This window comes from Kumtagia sp. (assembly GCF_059502445.1).
In genome coordinates this window covers 49,549-67,497 of sequence record NZ_JCACER010000036.1, presented here as the reverse complement: position 1 = coordinate 67,497, position 17,949 = coordinate 49,549, and the positions used below count along the sequence as shown (strand labels likewise).

Annotated in this window: 12 protein-coding genes and 1 tRNA gene; 4 read left to right on the top strand and 9 right to left on the bottom strand. The window is 64.0% G+C overall.

The window, feature by feature from the left end:
- Positions 1-110: 110 nt before the first annotated feature.
- Both AC5JDC_RS13740 and hydA read right to left on the bottom strand, forming a co-directional pair.
- On the bottom strand, positions 111-902 hold the full coding sequence (locus AC5JDC_RS13740) for a S1/P1 nuclease (protein ID WP_495841867.1): 792 nt from the start codon (positions 900-902) through the stop codon (positions 111-113).
- A 594-nt stretch (positions 903-1,496) separates the two neighbouring features.
- Positions 1,497-2,954: a dihydropyrimidinase gene (gene hydA, locus AC5JDC_RS13735; protein ID WP_495841865.1), complete on the bottom strand. Its 1,458-nt coding sequence runs from the start codon at positions 2,952-2,954 to the stop codon at positions 1,497-1,499.
- Positions 2,955-3,284: 330 nt separating this feature from the next.
- Between hydA and AC5JDC_RS13730 the strand changes: the two genes are divergently transcribed.
- Positions 3,285-3,360, top strand: a tRNA-Lys gene (locus AC5JDC_RS13730).
- A 141-nt stretch (positions 3,361-3,501) separates the two neighbouring features.
- On the opposite strand, the gene AC5JDC_RS13725 is transcribed toward AC5JDC_RS13730, so the two are convergent.
- The 3 genes from AC5JDC_RS13725 to AC5JDC_RS13715 all read right to left on the bottom strand — a co-directional run bounded on the left by AC5JDC_RS13725 (position 3,502) and on the right by AC5JDC_RS13715 (position 8,479).
- The gene (locus AC5JDC_RS13725) at positions 3,502-6,024 is read right to left on the bottom strand and encodes a hypothetical protein (RefSeq protein ID WP_495841863.1); all 2,523 of its coding nucleotides are present in this window, start codon (positions 6,022-6,024) and stop codon (positions 3,502-3,504) included.
- Positions 6,025-6,197: 173 nt separating this feature from the next.
- Complete coding sequence (locus AC5JDC_RS13720; protein WP_495841862.1) at positions 6,198-8,060, bottom strand: hypothetical protein; 1,863 nt, start codon at positions 8,058-8,060, stop codon at positions 6,198-6,200.
- A 155-nt stretch (positions 8,061-8,215) separates the two neighbouring features.
- The gene (locus tag AC5JDC_RS13715) at positions 8,216-8,479 is read right to left on the bottom strand and encodes a hypothetical protein (protein ID WP_495841860.1); all 264 of its coding nucleotides are present in this window, start codon (positions 8,477-8,479) and stop codon (positions 8,216-8,218) included.
- A 102-nt stretch (positions 8,480-8,581) separates the two neighbouring features.
- On the opposite strand from AC5JDC_RS13715, the gene AC5JDC_RS13710 reads away from it, so the two are divergent.
- Positions 8,582-10,762, top strand: a complete 2,181-nt coding sequence (locus AC5JDC_RS13710) for a hypothetical protein (protein ID WP_495841858.1) — start codon at positions 8,582-8,584, stop codon at positions 10,760-10,762.
- A gap of 63 nt (positions 10,763-10,825) precedes the next feature.
- On the opposite strand, the gene mmsB is transcribed toward AC5JDC_RS13710, so the two are convergent.
- The 3 genes from mmsB to chvE all read right to left on the bottom strand — a co-directional run bounded on the left by mmsB (position 10,826) and on the right by chvE (position 14,919).
- A complete protein-coding gene (gene mmsB, locus AC5JDC_RS13705; protein ID WP_106774434.1) occupies positions 10,826-12,082 on the bottom strand; it encodes a multiple monosaccharide ABC transporter permease in 1,257 nt (418 codons plus the stop codon).
- Positions 12,079-13,614, bottom strand: coding sequence for a multiple monosaccharide ABC transporter ATP-binding protein (gene mmsA, locus AC5JDC_RS13700; RefSeq protein WP_106774435.1), 1,536 nt, complete (start codon positions 13,612-13,614; stop codon positions 12,079-12,081). Before mmsA ends, mmsB begins: the two co-directional genes overlap by 4 nt.
- Before the next feature lie 237 nt (positions 13,615-13,851).
- Complete coding sequence (gene chvE / locus AC5JDC_RS13695) at positions 13,852-14,919, bottom strand: multiple monosaccharide ABC transporter substrate-binding protein (RefSeq protein ID WP_495841855.1); 1,068 nt, start codon at positions 14,917-14,919, stop codon at positions 13,852-13,854.
- Positions 14,920-15,226: 307 nt separating this feature from the next.
- On the opposite strand from chvE, the gene AC5JDC_RS13690 reads away from it, so the two are divergent.
- The gene (locus AC5JDC_RS13690) at positions 15,227-16,177 is read left to right on the top strand and encodes a LysR family transcriptional regulator (RefSeq protein ID WP_245428567.1); all 951 of its coding nucleotides are present in this window, start codon (positions 15,227-15,229) and stop codon (positions 16,175-16,177) included.
- 39 nt (positions 16,178-16,216) lie between these two features.
- On the opposite strand, the gene AC5JDC_RS13685 is transcribed toward AC5JDC_RS13690, so the two are convergent.
- Entirely contained in the window at positions 16,217-16,891 is a 675-nt protein-coding gene (locus AC5JDC_RS13685) for an SH3 domain-containing protein (RefSeq protein WP_495841853.1), read from the bottom strand.
- Between the two features lie 176 nt (positions 16,892-17,067).
- Between AC5JDC_RS13685 and AC5JDC_RS13680 the strand changes: the two genes are divergently transcribed.
- Positions 17,068-17,949, top strand: coding sequence for a DMT family transporter (locus AC5JDC_RS13680; RefSeq protein WP_495841851.1), 882 nt, complete (start codon positions 17,068-17,070; stop codon positions 17,947-17,949).

The window sequence follows — 17,949 nt, the reverse complement described above, 5'->3', positions numbered from 1 at the left end:
ATTTCGATTCACCAACAACTTTCCCCGGACAGCCCTGCCCTTGTGGGGAGGGGTTGGGGGTGGGGGTGCGAAGCAGCGAATTCCTCGCCTTTGCAGGCGCTGCAAAATCGTCAATCACCCGGCCCGAGCGCCTCTTCGAGCAGATGGGCCAGCCTGTATCCCGCCTGCTTCAGCCGTGCCCGCACGACGGGCCAGTTGTCGTCGAGATAGGCCTCCGGCAGCGTCGGCAGCACGTCGCGCCTGGTCGTGGCGATGCGCGGGTCGGTGAAGATGGTGTCGCGGGCGATGTCGCGGCCCTCGAGCGCCCAGCCGGCCGGGGTCGACGGGACGATCGGTCCGGTCGGCGCCGCTTCGACGGTGTCGACCAGTTCGTGCCAGTCCTTGCCCTGCCGGGCGACGATGGCATCGTCCCAGACGTCGTGCAGCCGGGTCACCTTGCCGTCGAGCACCACGGCGCGGCCGCCGGTGTCGGCGCTGGCATGCAGCGGCTGGTGCAGGTCGCCGACGAGATGGACGACGTATTTCAGCGCGGCGAGGCGCTCGTCCGCCGGTCTTGTCCGGTCGTGCAGGATCGCCACATAGCGCTCGACCGCGGCGGTGGCGCAGCGGTTCTTCCTGCAGACCTTCGCCGCGTCATAGCCGCTGCCATCGAGGGGAAGGCGCACGACATGCGACGGCTGGCCGGGGATGCGCAGCACCTTGACGAGGTCGGCCCAGAGCGAGACGTCGACCAGCGATTTCTGGCCCTCGACGGCCAGGAGGCCGGACACCGCCTTCTTCGCCTCCGGCGAAAGATGCCGCTCCGCGATCTCGGCGACGATGGCATGGCCGCTCCAGGTCCAGGCCGAAGCGGGCGCGGACAGCGCGATCACCATCGCCAGTGCCGACAGGATTCGTCTCATCGTCCGAGATTAGCCCGGGAATGTGGCCGGGTCAGCTTTGTTCGAAGGTATTGTTTTCAAGGCGGGAGGCGATGACGATCTCGTTCGACGCGGCTGCGAAAAAGGGGACAAATTTTCGTTCTTTCCGCCTGTGCAAGCCTGGAGCGGCAGCGCTTTTCCGGGAAAAGGGCAATTGTTGCCGATATTTGATCTCCTCTCGCCGCGCCAGCGCTTACCACGCACCGAATTTCTATCCCCTCCGTTTCCGCCTGCGGCATACTTGCGCCCGAAAGCCGCTCCCTGCGGGAATCTGGTGCGCACCGGGTATCAGGAGGGAGCGTCGGCGCCGGGTCGGTCGCGCAAACGGTAGCGCGGCTGGCGTGAGCTGGAGACCCGGGCCCCAGCCGCGAAGGTCGCGCGAATGCGGGTTAGCGGACGGGCAAGAACGCCGGCGGGGCGCGGGTCACCGCGCCACGTACTTAATTTGAGAGGCTCGGCCCCGCGCCCCGCTTCCCGCACTTTCCTTCAATGGCCAGACTGCAAAAGCAGGGCGTGGCGAGGATGACGCTTGCTGTATCCGTCCTGTCGACAGCCTTGTGGAAGACACGGTCGTGCTCACACACCGATCGGCATGTGCTCGGCCGAGCGGGTGACGGCGCGCGGGGCGGTCAGTTCCTTCCACTGCGACAGCGCCTTGCTGACCGCCGGGAAGGGCCTGCGCTCGACCAGCTTACCGCGGCCGGGGCGCGGCTGCGAGTTCTGGCCCTCCGACCAAACCACCTCGCCCCGCGACAGCGTATAGCGCGGCAGGCCGGAGACCTTGAAACCCTCGAACACGTTGTAGTCGATGATCGATTTCTGCGTCGCGGCCGAGATGGTCTTGGACAGTTTCGGATCCCAGACGACCAGATCCGCGTCGGAACCGGGAAGAATCGCACCCTTTTGCGGATAAATATTGAGGATTTGCGCGATGTTCGTGGACGTGACCGCGACGAATTCGTTCGGCGTCAGCCGGCCGGTCTCGACCCCCTTCGCCCACAGCACCGGCATGCGGTCCTCGAGCCCGCCGGTGCCGTTGGGGATTTTGGTGAAGTTGCCGACGCCCACGCGCTTCTGCTCGGTGGTGAAGGCGCAGTGGTCGGTGGCGACCACCTGCAGCGAGCCGGCGGAAAGCCCCGCCCACAGCGAATCCTGGTGGCTCTTGTCGCGGAAGGGCGGGCTCATCACGCGCTGCGCGGCATGGTCCCACTGCCTGTTGAAATATTCGGTCTCGTCGAGCGTCAGGTGCTGGATCAGCGGCTCGCCGAAGACGCGGATGCCCTTCTGGCGGGCGCGCCGGATCGCCTCATGTGCCTGCTCGCTCGAAGTGTGGACGATGTAGACCGGCACGCCGGCGGCATCCGCGATCATGATCGCCCGGTTGGTCGCCTCGCCCTCGACCTCGGGCGGCCGCGAATAGGCGTGGCCCTCCGGACCGGTCAGGCCCTCGGCGAGATATTTCTGCTGCAGCGCGGCCACCAGGTCGCCATTCTCGGCATGCACCAGCGGCAGGGCGCCGAGCGCGGCGCAGCGCTGGAAGGAGGCGAACATCTCGTCGTCGTTCACCATCAGCGCGCCCTTGTAGGCCATGAAGTGCTTGAAGGTGTTGATGCCGCGCGCGACCACCTTCTCCATCTCGTCGAAATGCTGCTTCGACCAGCCGGTGACGCACATGTGGAAGGAATAGTCGGCCGAGGCCTGGCGCTTCGCCTTGCCGTGCCAGTCCTCGAGCGCGGCGAGCATGCCGTCGGGGCCGGGGATGACGAAGTCGACGACCAGCGTGGTGCCGCCGGACAGCGCGGCGAAGGTGCCGCTTTCCCAGGTCTCTGCCGCGGTGGTGCCCATGAAGGGCATTTCGAGGTGGGTGTGCGGGTCGATGCCGCCCGGCATGATCAAGGCGCCTTCGGCGTCCAGCGTCTTGTCGCCTTTCAGGTCCTTGCCGATCGCCGCGATGGTCTCGCCTTCGATCAGGATGTCGGCCTCGTAGGTCCGGTCGGCCGCGACGATCGTCCCGCCCTTGATCACTGTCGACATGGTTTTCTCCTTCTATCGCGGCCGCGCGACCGGCGTTCCCTTTGCGCCTACTCTGCGCGAAAGGCGCGCCCAAGCCAAGCACGATGCGGGCATGCCGCCGGTGGCCCATGCGGCGGAAAACACCGGTCCAGCGCCGACCGCGCCGGCATCGCCGCCGCGTTGACGTGGCAAGCCCGATCTCCGCAACGGACCGGCAACTCCCCGGATGACGGCCATGTTGCCGGACGCAGGGCAGCCATGTGCATTTTGTCCGGCGATTGCGGTATTCAAGGGCTGGACAGGCCCGGCATGCATGGGTATATGCGCCCCCATCGCCCTCGTGGCGGTCCCGGGTGCGTAGCTCAGTTGGTAGAGCAGCTGACTCTTAATCAGCGGGTCACAGGTTCGATCCCTGTCGCACCCACCAGACAATTCAGAGAAACTTGGGTCTTCCTGCCCGTGTACTGGCAGACAAAGCGTGCGACAGAATAGGCCGTGCGACAAGGGTTGTCGCATGCGCAGGTCTGTGCGTTCGCCGCCGGCGCTGCAACCGTTGGTGTCCAACCACTCAGATCACGACGAAATCGGCGTTGGTGAGTGAAAGCCCCGGATCGAGCTTTGCAAACAGGACGCCACCGCCGACGGCGCTACCGTTGTGGTCGTAATAGAGCTCGCCCGTGTCGGTTTCGTAGATGATGCGGTCGCTGGCGCTCTCGGCCAGGCCTGTCGTGTTGATGCGGAAAGCCGATGCTGCGAGGGTCCCGGTGGTGGCAAGGGCCGTGAAGACGGCATTTTCCAACTGTATGGTATCATCGGCCACGTTGAAGTCGGTGATCGTGTCCACATTGCTTGGACCGAGGCTCGACGAAAAGGCAAAAAAGTCCTTGCCGCCGAGCCCGGTCAGCGTGTCGTTGCCGCCCTGACCATCGAGGATATTGGAGCCGGCATTGCCCGTAATGCTCTGCGCTACCTTGTTGCCGGTCAGGTCGATGGCCGCGGTCCCGATCGAACCATTGGTGGTGATGATTTCCACGTAGGTGTCCGGAGACAGGCGGAAGTCGACCGCAGCGAGGACCCGATCTGCCGTTCCACCTTTTGCCGATTCTCGAATCCAGGGTGAAAAGTTGAAAACTCTATAGGTATCGTTGCCTCCAAAGCCTTGCAGCGTGTCGTTCGCGCCAACGCCGCCGTCATGAAAGACATTCGCGCCGTTGTTGCCAATGATCGTCTGACGCAACGCATTGCCAGTGAGGTTGATCGATGCAGTGCCGGATGTGACGTTTGTGGTGATGGTTTCGACGGAGACGCCGGCACCTAGCGCAAAGGTCACGGATGTGACGACAGTGTCGTTGCCCCCTTCTGAGTTCTCCTCAATGGTCGTGCCGGAGGCATCTACCAGATAGGTGTCGTTGCCTCCCAGGCCCGACAACTGATCGGCTGCGCCGCCGCCGTCCGCGAGAACGTTGGCGCCTTGATTGCCGACGATCCGCTGGCTGAAGCCGTTACCAGTCAAGTTGAGCGCCGAGGTGCCGGACGTGGCCAAAAGGAACTCCACGGCAACGGCAGCACCCAACGTGTAACTGGCGCTCGTTGAGATTTGGTCGTTGGCGCCTTCCCCAGCCCGTTCGATGACGGTATCAGTGCTGCTGTCGACGAAGAACAGGTCGTCGCCCAAGCCGCCATCCATCAGATCGACGCCTGCGCCGCCGTTCAGGACATCGTTACCATCGGCCCCGAACATGACGTCATCGCCGAGACCGCCGACGGCGGTATCGTTGCCTTTCCCCGCATAGAAGGTATCGTTGCCGCGCAGGCCGTGCATCGTGTCGTTGCCGTTCCCTCCATTGAATTCGTCGGCAGCGCCGTCATGGCCGTAAAGAGTGTCGTCTCCCCCGGTTCCGACTATCACCCCGTCACGCGGGTCAACGATCTGAAAGCGGATTGCGCTCCCGTCCGTGTTGTTGCCGGTTGCACTGCCGTCTGCCCAAGTGACGACGATGCGGCCATCGGCAAGAACAGACAGCGAGGGTGCTGTCTGGCTTCCGTCGGTTGTGGTGTTGATCACCACTTCCGATCCTGCAGGAGTTCCACCAGCGTCGAAGACGCGCATACGAATGGCGTTCATGTCCTGGTCGAGGCCGGTGCCGCTGGCGTCCGTCCATGCCACCGCGAATCCACCGTTCGGCAACGCCACCACTGTCGGGCTGGATTGATCCCCGCTGGTTGTCGCGTTGATCAGGAATTGGTCAGTCAAGCTTACGCCGTCGCTGCGGAAGAGGCGGCCCTGAATGGACGTTCCGTCTCCATCGCCTTGAGGATTTGCGGTGGTTTCCGACACCCACACGACGAGGAACCGGCTGTCGTCAAGCCACACGATGTCTGGCTCTCCTTGCAGATCCGAGGTTACAGCGTTCACCGTGAACTCGGCTGCCTTTTGGGTGCCAGAGCTGTTGAATACCCGGCAACGGATGTCTCCACCATTAAGCCCGAGGTCCCGCCAGACCACTGCGATGTCGCCGTTTCCGGTCGACGATGCCACGGCTGCCTGACTTTGCTGGGCGGCAAGGGAGCCAGCTGCATTGGTGTTGACTGTGAAGGCGGAAAAGCGCTCCGTACCGTCGTTGTTGAAGCCGCGCATTATGATATTGCCTGCGCCAGCGCTGAAGTTGGTCCAAACGGCAACTGTTCCGAATGGACCAACCGTCGCGACATCGGGCTCGCCTGCTACGGCGCTGCCGTCGAATGCGCTCTGGGTACGAACCGCCGTGCCGGTGCCTGTGAGCACCCTGCCGCTGATATCGACATTGGCACCGTCGCTGTTGCCCTGCTGAAAGAAGAACGTACCGTCCGCGAGGCCGACGACGGAGGGACCGGATTGGTCGCCGGCAAAGCTGCCGGACACCTGCTCGGCTCCGACAGGCACGCCCAGGGCGTTGTAGATTTGGAACCGGACAACGGCGTCGGCCGGCCCTTGGTCGCGCCACATAACAACGAAGCCGCCGCTGGCAAGAGCAGCGACGGCCGGTTGATCCTGGTCACCAATCGCGGTGGTGTTCGCGAGTGTTTCGGAGCTCCATTTCAGTATTGCCATAACAATCCTCCCGACATCGTTGCGCACAACTTATTCGCGAACGTTGCGAGAGACAATTGTTTCCTGGGAAAGAGCGGCTAGATAGGAGTGGCTATAGACCTTTCGGCAAGAAGAAACGTGCGGAGACAACTCCTCTCGTGTACGTCCTCACGAGTGGCCACGAGCGGGCAATCTCAAACGGAGGTTTTCTCGCGTCTCGCGCGAGCGCGCTTGGCTGGTGCGGGGCGGGCAGCCGGCACTCCATCACCCTTGGTGGCGATGTCCTGGCCTTTGCTCGACGCGTGGCGGACGAGCTTTTCCAGGTTGATGATATAGCGGCCTCTGGTTTGGCTGAACAATGTCACGTTCGGATGGTCCGGTTTTGCCGTTTCGGCGACGTGACGATAGATTCCGGCGATATGTTCGCGAACCTTCTGGTCTGCGATCCTCGGCAGGATGGAGGACGCCGCAGGGTTCAGCCAGTCCATATTTCTGACAAGCAGCGGGTCGGCGACAGTCTTGTCCAGCTTGCGCTGATCGAAGTTCGGGCGGCTCCGCTTGGCCAGAGCGCTATAGGCCTTTCCGGTCTTCTTGCGGACGTATGCGTAAAGCTCCGCCTTGGGGGAAGCCGCGTCGGCCAGCTTGCGCTGCCGGCCGAGGAAATAGGAAAGGATCGGACCGCTCTGGATCACCAGTTCGCAGCGGCTGCCGTCCGGATTGGCGAAGGTGGAAAGCCGCTTGGCTGAAAGCGCGGCATAGGTGTAGTAGCGGATCAGCTGGACGGCAGTCTCCATGTCCTTCATTGCCGGGCCGGCAAACGCCTTGAACAAATCCACTTCCTTCTGAAGGCTGGCGACCTGGTCCACCGGCGCGGCCATCTTCGGGAGAAGGTTCGGGTACTGGCTGGAGATCATGCCGCGAAGGATGCCGTTGGGGCCGGGTTCCGGGTCAGGAATGGTTCCCTTCGTCACCTTCGACACGGCTGTGGCGACATAGGTCTGAAACCGCTTGTCGACCAGGAACGGCCGCGTGAACATGAGATTGGAGAACAGCACGTCATATTGCCGAAGTCGCAGGGCTTCGTCCTTCTCGGATTGGTCCCACTTCAGGTTCGACAGGAGGGGTTTCTCGAAATTGCTCTGGAGCACGTTCATGTTGATGTGCGCCAGAGCATCGGCATTCTGGCCGTTGAGGATGACGGTTCCGCCGAAATCCTTCTCGATCATCGCGACCGCGGGGCCGCGGCCCGAGATGATGTCCTTTTCCATGCGGCTGTCGAGCACGGCAGTGGCGAAGGCGGATTGGGAATAGGTTTCCTTGACGAGTTCGAGCGCCATGCCGACCTTGTCGGCGACGGCGAATGCCCTGTCCGGTCCATTGGCGGTGTTGTGCTCGACCGTAAGCGAGCGGAACTCGGGGATCTTGCCGCGAAGGCCGAGATAGATCGTGAAGCAATCGACGCCGCCGGAGAACATCAGCACCGGATTGATACGATTGCGTGTGAAATGCCGCGCCAAAGAGTCTGAGATCTCCTCGATCGCAGCTTCGAAGGAAGCCGGCTGGTCCGGCCGGTCCATGATGTAGGAGCGGAAGACGGTCCTCTCTCCGCCCTGGAATTCTATGAGCGCGGCCGGCGGGATGCGGAAGACGCCTTCGAAATGGGTCGATATCGGCAGCTGGTTGTAGGCGCTCTTGGGAGCATGGGTGAGGAACAGGGAAATGGCATAGGAGTCGATCGAGATCCGGTCGCCCAGCACGGCGAGCACCGGAGCCAGCGTGGTCGAGGCGACCGCCTCGCCATGTCCGGCATAGCCGTAACCGCCGCAATACCCCGGCGACGTGATGATCCTGCCGCGGTCGAAGTCGACCAGGACGTAGTTTCCGATCGACCGGCGGGCTTCCGAAGCCAGAAAGTCCGGCAGCGGGACGGCACCGTATCGCGAGACGAGTTCGCCTGGGTGTTCGCAGTGAAGCGGAGTGCCGTAGATCGCTACCCCGGACTGGGTCGTCGAGTTCCCCTGCTGGTGAAACACCAGATTGTCGACAGCGAAGATCATGGAGATTCCTTCATTGGTACGGGCCGGCATGGCCGCGCTTTCAGCCCATTCGACGGGGTAATCATCTGTTCGGCAATAGCAATCCTAACCTGCAGACAATCTGGAGAGGAAGTTCCTTAGGCTTAGTCTTCCCGACATTTTTCGAAGCGTCAATCTCACGATTGAGGCAACTTTGCCTTTAGCCACCTCTCATTGGATATGCCGTAAGCGAACCAATCGGCACCGTCCTTGATCTCCATTACTACTATCCGGTCTTCCGGCTCAAGGCCCTCGGACAGATCCATGAACAGCGACGCGGCGTCCTTGTCGGTCTCGATGAACTGGACCGCCTTCAGAGGTGATCGGCTGTCAAGGACCTTCAGCGTGTCGTAAAATCCCTCGTAGACTTTGCGCTTCCCCCGCAAATCGTAGGCAATCATAAAGATGGGCATTTCCTCACATCGGCCGTTGCTGACAGGGGCACGGACCCTAGGCGATTGTCGTCAAAAGTACACGGGGTAATGCGCCATAATGATGACGCTTTGAGCAAGAAGCCTGAGGGCGCGATGAAACGTAGAGCATTTCTTGGGCTGCTGGGCGCAGCTGCCGTCATGCGACCGAAGCTGGCGTTTGCGGCGCGCGACTTCCCGACGCGCGCTGCCCTCGCCGCCGCGCTTGCTGGCGGGCTGGTGCCGGAGGACGGACAGACCTACACGGCGGGCGGGTTTCGCTACGCCGGGGCCTCGGGCGCAGCCGCTTTGCCGGACCTGCCCGGGTTGCTGCCGGACGGCGACGTCTATCCACAGCATTTTGGCGCGCTCGCCGACCTGGCATACACGCTGCGCAACGACCTGCCGCTCGACGCGTCCTCCGCCGAGCGCAGGAGAGGTTTTGTTCGAACAGGCGGCACCAATGACAGGGCCGCTTTCGAGGCAGCCGACGCCCATGCCTTCGCGAGGCGAGTGCCGCTGATGCTCGACGGCGATTATTTCATCGACGGCGAGATACGGCCGAAAGCCCGCTGGATCGCAAAGCAGCGCTTCGCCAGTACCCTGTGGTGCAGACATTCCTGGGACGGGGTCGCCAATCAGTACATCGAGAGCGGGATGGTGCTGCTCGAACCCGGCTCGGGCCTGATCGGTATACGCTTCATAGACCAGTGGGCGGCCACCTCCGTAAAGCCGAACAAAGGGCGAGGCATGGGCTGCTTCGGTACCGCTGTCCGCGTCGGCGAATTCGGAACCGTAGCCGAGCAGCCGCTGCGGAAGAACATCGACCTTGACGTGCTTTTCTGCAGGGCGGCACGCCTCGCAGGAGAACAGCCTTCCCAAGCCAATCTCATGGTCACCTATATGGGCCATGTTGAAGACTGCAGGGTCGATGTCGGGGTTTTCGGCGCAACCAATGTCGGTACGAACATCCTTCTGCTTTGCCATTTCGGCTTCAAGTACGACCCACGGGCCGACGGTTTCGACGATCGGAACAATCCAAGCAAGACAGATGCGCGGATGCTCGAAACCTATCATCCCAGTAATTTCGACATCACCTTTCTGAGCGAGCTGGACAATGCCGACGGCTGGGGCTTGCTTCGGCCATATGACCTTGCGTCTACGGGTGCGATGCGGGTCGGCCCGGTCAGAACGAGGGGCCTTCCGACCGGGGGCGCGGTCTCCTGCGGCGACTATTGCGACATGCTGACCGTGGAGCGCCAGAAGGGCACGATCGGCAAGGGCATCCGTCTGGGCTTCATCCACGCTACCGGCTGCCGCCTGTCCAACCGGAACGACGAGGCCCGGTTCGGCGGCTTCTACGTCAAGGGGATAGGCACGGTCTCCGGAAGCGGGTTCGTCTATGACGGCACCGACATGAAACTGAGGTCCCAGCTTGAATGGGACATCAAATGCGAGGGCATGCACCTTGAAATGGAGGCCGACGCGGCCGAGGGCAAGTCATATCCGCCGATGAAACCGAGCGCGGTGCGCGGCGTCTGGCTCAACGGCTGCCTCGGCAGCATCGATCTCGGCAAGATCTCGACCTTCGGCGCGACGCGGGCGGTCGAGGTCGAGTACAGCAATTGCGATCTCGTCTACGACTATGTCGCCGGCGACGGGGTGCTGATGTACGAATTTTCCAAGGGCGGCCGGATACTCGGCTCCTCGACCACGCGCCGCGGCGACGACGCGGAGGACGGTTCGCAGGCTTCCGCACGCAAGACGGCGGTCACGGTCATCGGCAGGACACTGGCTACCAAGACCACGCAGGATATCCCGGCCGGTGCGACCGTCATTCCGATCAAAGCCTTCGATGCCGGTCCCGAAGGGCGCGCGGACGACGTCTATGTCGGCGACCCCATCAGTATCGGTGACGAGACGGTTATTGCGCGCGCGCTTATCCAGAACGGTGTGTCTTACCTGGTCACCACGCCGCTGGCGGCGCCGGTGCGGTCGGGAACGCCCGTGGTCATCGATCAGCGGGCCCGGCTCGATCGGTTCGTCGGCAGCTTCGACAGCGGCGGCGAGGGGATAGTCCTGGTCAATGCCGACGTTCTCGACGCCGACCTGTCGCGGGTGAAGTGGGCCGGCCGGTATGCGGCGTCGCTCAAGAGGGGCAGCTATATGCAGCTCGTCGAAGGGCCGCCGGCGCCGCGGCAAGGGTCGGCCAAAGCGGACAGGATGATCGCCGTCGACAGGACCAGCCGGGTGGACGGCCCCGGAGCGCGGTGACCCTGCGCCGGGAATCGGCGTCGAGATGGAGGGCAGGGGAGGAGCCGTGTCGACGGCTCCCGCTCATCCCTTCTTCTTGTTGTAGAGGTCGAAGGCGACGGCGCCGAGCAGCACCAGGCCCTTGATGACCTGCTGCCAGTCGATATTGATGCCCATGATGCCCATGCCGTTGTTCATCACGCCCATGATGAAGGCGCCGATGACCGCGCCGGTGACCTGGCCGACGCCGCCCAGCGCCGAAGCGCCGCCGACGAACACGGCGGCGATGACGTCGAGCTCCAGGCCGGCGCCGGCCTTCGGCGTCGCCATGTTGAGGCGGGCGGAATAGATGAGGCCGGCAAGGGCGGCCAGCATGCCCATGATGGCGAAGATGTGGAAGGTCAGCCGCTCCGTGTTGATGCCCGACAGCGCCGCCGCCTTGAGGTTGCCGCCGATCGCGTAGATGCGCCGGCCGAAGGTCATGCGCTTGGTGATGAAGACGAACAGCGCGATCAGCACGCCCATCACCACCAGCACGTTGGGCAGGCCGCGGAAGGAGGCGAACTTGTACATCAGGAACAGGATAATCGCCGAGATCACTAGGTTCTTGATGACGAAGAAGACGAACGGTTCCGCCTCGTAGCCGTGGCTCTCGCGGCTGCGGCGGCTCTGCACCGCCAGGTAGAGCATGGCCAGCACGATCAGGACGCCGATGACGAGGGTCGTCGAATGCAGCACGATGCCGGTTCCCGGCATCGGCGCGCCGGATGCGTTGAGGGTCGGCGCGACGAGGGTGAAGGGCCCGATCACGTCGGGGATGAAGCCGGCGCTGAGCAACTGGAACAGTGGCGGGAAGGGGCCGACGGAGCGGCCGCTCAGCACGTTGAGCAGCAGGCCCTTGAACACCAGCATGCCCGCCAGCGTGACAATGAAGGACGGGATCTTCATATAGGCGATGAAATAGCCCTGTATGCCGCCGATCACCGCGCCGAAGGCGATGCACAGGAGGCCGGCGAGCAGCGGGTTCATGCCGTAGTCGACCATCAGGATCGCCGCCACGGCGCCGATGAAGCCGGCCACCGCGCCGACCGACAGGTCGATGTGCCCGGCGACGATGACCAGGAGCATGCCCAGCGCCATCACGATGATGTAGGAGTTCTGCAGGACGACGTTGGTCAGGTTGACGGGATAGAACAGCACCCCGTTGGTCATGTACCAGAAGAACACCATGATCGCGATCAGCGCGATCACCAGGCCGTATTCGCGCAGATTCTCCCTGACGGCGTCCTGGACGGTCGCCTTGGCGGCGCTGGCGGGCGGTGCGGCGGTCTCGGTGCTCATGACGCTGCCTTCTCTTCTCCGCGGACGATCGCCCGCATGATCTTTTCCTGGCTCGCCTCGTGGCCGGCGAGCTCGCCGACGATGCGCCCTTCGTTCAGCACGTAGATGCGGTCGCAGATGCCGAGCAGTTCCGGCATCTCCGAGGAGATGACCAGTATGCCTTTGCCTTCGCCGGCAAGCCTGTTGATGATGGTGTAGATCTCATACTTCGCGCCGACGTCGATGCCGCGCGTCGGCTCGTCGAGGATCAGCACGTCGGGATTGGCGAACAGCCATTTCGACAGCACGACCTTCTGTTGGTTGCCGCCGGAGAGGTTGCCGGTGATCTGATAGACGCTGGAGGAGCGGATATTGGTCTTCCTGCGGTATTCGTTGGCGACCTTCAGCTCGTCCATGTCGTCGATGACGCCCGACTTCGAAACACCGGGCAGGTTGGCTATCGTCACGTTGTGCTTGATGTGGTCGATCAGGTTGAGGCCGTAGACTTTTCTGTCCTCCGTGGCGTAGGCGAGCCCGCTGGCGACCGCCCGGTGCACCGTCGAGGTGTCGGCCGGCTTGCCGTGCAGGAACACCTCGCCGGTGACGTTGATGCCATAGCTGCGGCCGAACACGCTCATGGCGAATTCGGTGCGCCCGGCGCCCATCAGGCCGGCGATGCCGACCACCTCCCCCTTCTTCACATGCAGGTTGATGCCCTTGATCACCTGCCGCTCGGGGTGCTGGGGGTGGTAGACGGACCAGTTCTTCACTTCGAAAATGGTCTCGCCGATCTTGGGCGTGCGGCTGGGATAGCGGTTCTCCAGCGTGCGTCCGACCATCGAGGTGACGATGCGGTCCTCGGTGATGTCGGCCTTGTCCATCGTCTCGATTGACTGGCCGTCGCGGATCACCGTTATCCGGTCGGCGATGCGTTTGATCTCGTTGAGCTTGTGCGAGATCATGATCGAGGTGAGGCCCTGCGTCTTGAATTCGAGCAGGAGGTCGAGCAGGGCCTGGCTGTCCTTCTCGGACAGCGATGCCGTCGGCTCGTCGAGGATCAGCAGCTTGACGTCCTTGGCCAGCGCCTTGGCGATCTCGACGAGCTGCTGCTTGCCGGTGCCGATATTGGTGATCAGCGTATCGGGGTCCTCGCGCAGCCCGACCTTGCGCAGCAGCTCGGAAGCGCGCCGCTTGGTCCGGTTCCAGTCGATCACGCCGGCGCTAGCCTGCTCGTTGCCCAGGAACATGTTCTCGGCGATGGAGAGCATCGGCACCAGTGCCAGTTCCTGATGGATGATGACGATGCCGACCTTTTCGGAATCGTGGATGCCGTGGAACCGGCACTCATTGCCTTCGTAGCGCACGTCGCCGTCATAGCTGCCGAAGGGATAGACGCCGGAAAGCACCTTCATCAGCGTCGATTTGCCTGCGCCGTTCTCGCCGCAGATGGCGTGGATGTCGCCGCGGCGGACCTTCAGGTTGACGTTTTCGAGCGCCTTGACGCCCGGAAACGTCTTGGTGATGCCGCGCATCTCCAGAATGGTGTCTGTCATGGATGATCGTCTTCGATGCCTGGCCGCCGATAGTCGGCCACAGAGAATAGCTCAAGAGCCCGCAATATCCTACGGCCGACGATGCGCGGCCGGCAGGCCCCGCAAGCCCTTTCTCCCGCTGTCGCGGGAAGGAGGCCGGCAGGCGGATGAGGTGCGACCCGAACGCGGCAGAGTTGGCGCCGCCCCTCATCCGGCCGGGCCGCCTTCTCCCCGCAGCCGGAGAGAAGGCGATGTCGATTACTTCAGGTCTTCGGCCTTGATATAGCCCGAGCCGACGACGATCTCTTCATAGTTCGACTTGTCGACCGAGACCGGGACGAGCAGGTAGGACGGAACCACCTTGACGCCGTTGTTGTAGGTCTTCTCGTCGTTGATCTCGGGCTTGCCGCCGGAGAGAGCGGCGTCGACGAGATTGGCAGTCACCTTGGCCAGCTCGCGCGTGTCCTTGAACACGGTCGAATACTGCTCGCCGGTGATGATCGCCTTGATCGACGGGGTCTCGGCGTCCTGGCCGGAGATGATCGGCCACGGCTGGTCGGCCGAGCCGTAGCCGACGCCGCGCAGCGACGAGATGATGCCGCGCGACAAGCCGTCATACGGCGCCAGAACCGCATCGACGCGGCTGCCGTCCGAGTAGTTGGCCGACAGGATGTTGTCCATGCGGGCCTGTGCGACCGCGGCGTCCCAGCGCAGCGTGCCTACCTTCTCCATGCCCATCTGGCCTGACTTCACCACCAGCACGCCCTTGTCGATCAGCGGCTGCAGCACGCTCATGGCGCCGTCGTAGAAGAAGAAGGCGTTGTTGTCGTCGGGCGAGCCGCCGAACAGCTCGATATTGAACGGACCCTGCTTCTCGGGGTAGCCGAGGCCCTTGAGGATCGACTCGGCCTGCAGCACGCCAACCTTGAAGTTGTCGAAGGTGGTGTAATAGTCGACGTTCGGGCTTTCGCGGATCAGGCGGTCATAGGCGACCGTGATCGCGCCGCTGTCTTTCGCCTGCTGCAACACCTGGCTCAGCGTCGTGCCGTCGATCGAGGCGATCACCAGGGCCTTGGAACCCTTGGTCACCATGTTCTCGATCTGGGCGAGCTGGTTGGGGATGTCGTCCTCGGCATATTGCAGGTCGACGGTGTAGCCCTTGGCCTCCAGCGCGGCCTTCAACTCGTTGCCGTCGCTGATCCAGCGCAGCGAGGATTTCGTCGGCATGGCGATGCCGACCAGGCCCTTGTCCTGGGCGTGGGCGGCAAAGGTCAGGCCAGCCAGGCTTATCGCCAGGGCGCCGACCAATGTCTTGATGATCTTCACGGTGTTGTTCTCCCTTGTCCAAATCGAGCGCAGCCGGCGCGCGGTCGCTCATGTGGGGCGGCCCCAGGGGTCAGTCGCATGCTGTTCCGAAGTCCTCCCGCTCCCTCCGGCCCTTCGTCAGGGCGCACTCGAACGCCCGTCAGGGGAGGGCCCGAGACCGCCTGACACTGTGTCCAATTCGATATGACTGTCAAATCAGAATTATGACGAAAGATATATCCAGTCTGGTATATCGTGGCGTGCGCAGAACAGGAGGATGCGAATGCAGGATGCCGGTCCGGACCACCATCCGACATACCATGCCGACATGCCGGTGGTCGGCGCCGACACGCTGCTCAGGAGCGGGCTGAAGCTCGCCCACATGCGCATGATCGTGGCTCTCGACGACCACGGCCAGGTGAGCGCCGCCGCGCAGGTGCTCGGCATGTCGCAGCCGGCGGCCTCGCGCATGATCGCCGAGATGGAGGGGATTTTGAAGGCGCCGCTCTGCCAGCGCCTGTCGCGCGGCGTGGGGCTCACCGCCTACGGCCGCGCGCTGGCGCGGCGCGCCCGCGCCATCCTGCTGGAGTTGAGGGAGGTCGACCGCGAGATCTCGGACCTGCGCTCGGGCAAGGGCGGCTCGGTCTTCCTCGGCGCGGTGACCGCGCCGGCGATAGAGCTCGCGGTGCCGGCGATCGGCAAGATGCGCGCCGACAACCCGCGGCTCGAGGTCAATATCCAGGTCGACACCAGCCCGGTGCTGGCGCGCGAGCTGCTCGCCTCGCGCCATGACTTCATCATCGCGCGAATCCCGGACGACCTCAACCCGCGCCAGTTCGAGAGCCGCGAGATCGGCATCGAGAAGGCCTGCCTGATCGTGCGCCGCGGCCATCCGCTGGCCGGCGACGGCACCGTGCCGACCGACCGGCTGGCCGATTACGACTGGGTGTTCCAGCCGGCCGGCTCGCTGCTGCGGCGTACGCTCGAGCGCATCTTCCTGAGCCGCAACATTCCGCTGCCGGAGCGGGTGCTGAACACCGGCTCGCTGCTGCTCACGCTGGTCATGGTGGCGCAGTCCGACGCGATCGCGCCGGTGTCGGTGGAGGTGGCGCGCTTCATCCGGGGCGAGCAGGGGCTCGGCGGGGCGATCGACGTGCTGCCGATCGATTTCGACATCGTCGTGCAGCCCTACAGCCTGATCAAGGTGCGCAACCGGGTGCTGTCGCCGGCGGCCGCGGCGCTGCACCAGCGCATCCTCGACGAGATCGCGGAAGGGTGAGGCGCGGCCGTCCGTCTCGGGATCGCCCCGCAGGGACGTTCAGAAATAGCACTCCGCGCCCTTGCCGCGTGCATAGGCGCTGCGCTCGCCGCACTGCTGGCCGTTGAGCATGATGTCGTAGGGGCACTGGCAGTCGCCGCCTTGCGGCGCACGGGCAGGTCTCATCGCTCCCCAGATCGACTTGTCGGCCGGCGACGCAGCGGCAGGGACGGCCGCCGCCGGTTCGGAGATCGGCGCCACATCGGCCCTTGGTCGCGGCACGGCGGCCATTTCCGTCGTCGGCCGCGGTCCCCGGGCGGTCAGGTAGTCGCTGTGCACCCAGCCAACCATGCCGTCCACCGCGACCTTGCGCCATTTGCCGTCGGTGGCGGTAGCCTCGAGGGCCTGCCCGGCCTTGAGCATCGCCACCACGGGGCTCGCCGTGCTCGCCTCCTTGCGCAGGCGCACCTTCTCGGTGGTGCGCAGCGTCTCGGCCTCGGCACGCGCCACCGGCCTTTCCGGCCGCGGGATCGAGCTGGTCACCATGGGCGAGGGTTTCGGCGCCGGCGCGGCGGCGAGGGCAGGGGTGCTTTCCGTCGGCTTCCTCTTCTCGACCGAGGCGCTCTCGCCGGTGCGCTGGCGCTGCCAGTGCTCGCGCTTCGGCGGCTCCTGGGTCATCGCCCAGGCGCCGGCGGCGAGCGCACCGATCACCAGCCATCGCAGTCGTGGAAGCATGAATCCAACCATGCGCCGATCATGCGCCGGAATCGCTTAAGGCTTGGTTTACCACGATGCGGCGGCGCATCGATCTGACGGGAGGCGAGCCGCCGGCGGCTTTGTCCTCCGACTGGCCCAGCGCTTGTTCGCCACTAGCGATTGCATCGTCCCGTAAGGCTTGCGAAACGGGCTGCATGCAGACGCAATCCAACCTCAAGGCGGCCTTCTGGATGGGCTGCTCGCTGGGCTGCATGATCCTGATGACCTGGGCCGGGCGGGAAACCACGCGTGAGCTCGACGTCTTCCAGGTCATGGAGATACGCTCGCTGATCGGCCTCGTCCTGCTCTATCCGCTGGTGCGCCGGCTCGGCGGGCTGCGGGCCATGGCGACGGCGCGCCCGCTCCAGCATATCGGCCGCAACGTCGCCCACTATACCGGTCAGTTCTCTTGGCTGGTGGCGCTGACCATGATCCCGCTGGCGCAGCTCATCGCCATCGAGTTCACCATGCCGATCTGGACGGCGCTGCTGGCCGTCACCTTTCTCGGCGAGCGGATGACGCCGGCAAAGATCGTCGCGATCGTGCTCGGAATGATCGGCGTCGCCGTCATCGTGCGGCCGGGCGCCGGAAGCTTCCAGGTCGGCCAGCTCATCGTGCTGGGGGCCGCGGTCGCCTTCGCCATCTCCTTCGCCATGACCAAATCGCTGACGCGCACCGAATCGGTGGTGGCGATCATCTTCTGGATGCTGGTCATCCAGTCGGCGATCGGGCTCGTGCCGGCGTTGCTGGTGTGGCGCACGCCGTCGATCGGTTTGTGGCCCTGGCTGGTGGTGATCTCCTTCGGCGGCTCCTACGCGCATTACTGCATGGCGCGCGCCCTGGTGCATGCCGACGCCACGGTGGTCACGCCGATGGACTTCATGCGCGTGCCGGCGACGGCGGCGCTCGGCTACTTCGCCTATGCGGAGAAGGTCGACCTGTTCACGGTGCTCGGAACCGTGCTGATCCTGGCGGGCAATTTGCTCAACCTGGCCGGCCGGCGGCACAAGGCCGAGCCGCCGGTCTCCACGCCCTGA

Excerpts from the sequence above, each read along its gene's own strand:
- AC5JDC_RS13685 (WP_495841853.1), bottom strand. The coding sequence starts at position 16,891 with ATGCTTCCACGACTGCGATGGCTGGTGATCGGTGCGCTCGCCGCCGGC.
- AC5JDC_RS13725 (WP_495841863.1), bottom strand. The coding sequence starts at position 6,024 with ATGGCAATACTGAAATGGAGCTCCGAAACACTCGCGAACACCACCGCG.
- mmsB (WP_106774434.1), bottom strand. The coding sequence starts at position 12,082 with ATGAGCACCGAGACCGCCGCACCGCCCGCCAGCGCCGCCAAGGCGACC.
- AC5JDC_RS13680 (WP_495841851.1), top strand. The coding sequence starts at position 17,068 with ATGCAGACGCAATCCAACCTCAAGGCGGCCTTCTGGATGGGCTGCTCG.
- AC5JDC_RS13690 (WP_245428567.1), top strand. The coding sequence starts at position 15,227 with ATGCCGGTGGTCGGCGCCGACACGCTGCTCAGGAGCGGGCTGAAGCTC.
- AC5JDC_RS13715 (WP_495841860.1), bottom strand. The coding sequence starts at position 8,479 with ATGATTGCCTACGATTTGCGGGGGAAGCGCAAAGTCTACGAGGGATTT.
- mmsA (WP_106774435.1), bottom strand. The coding sequence starts at position 13,614 with ATGACAGACACCATTCTGGAGATGCGCGGCATCACCAAGACGTTTCCG.
- AC5JDC_RS13740 (WP_495841867.1), bottom strand. The coding sequence starts at position 902 with ATGAGACGAATCCTGTCGGCACTGGCGATGGTGATCGCGCTGTCCGCG.
- AC5JDC_RS13720 (WP_495841862.1), bottom strand. The coding sequence starts at position 8,060 with ATGATCTTCGCTGTCGACAATCTGGTGTTTCACCAGCAGGGGAACTCG.
- hydA (WP_495841865.1), bottom strand. The coding sequence starts at position 2,954 with ATGTCGACAGTGATCAAGGGCGGGACGATCGTCGCGGCCGACCGGACC.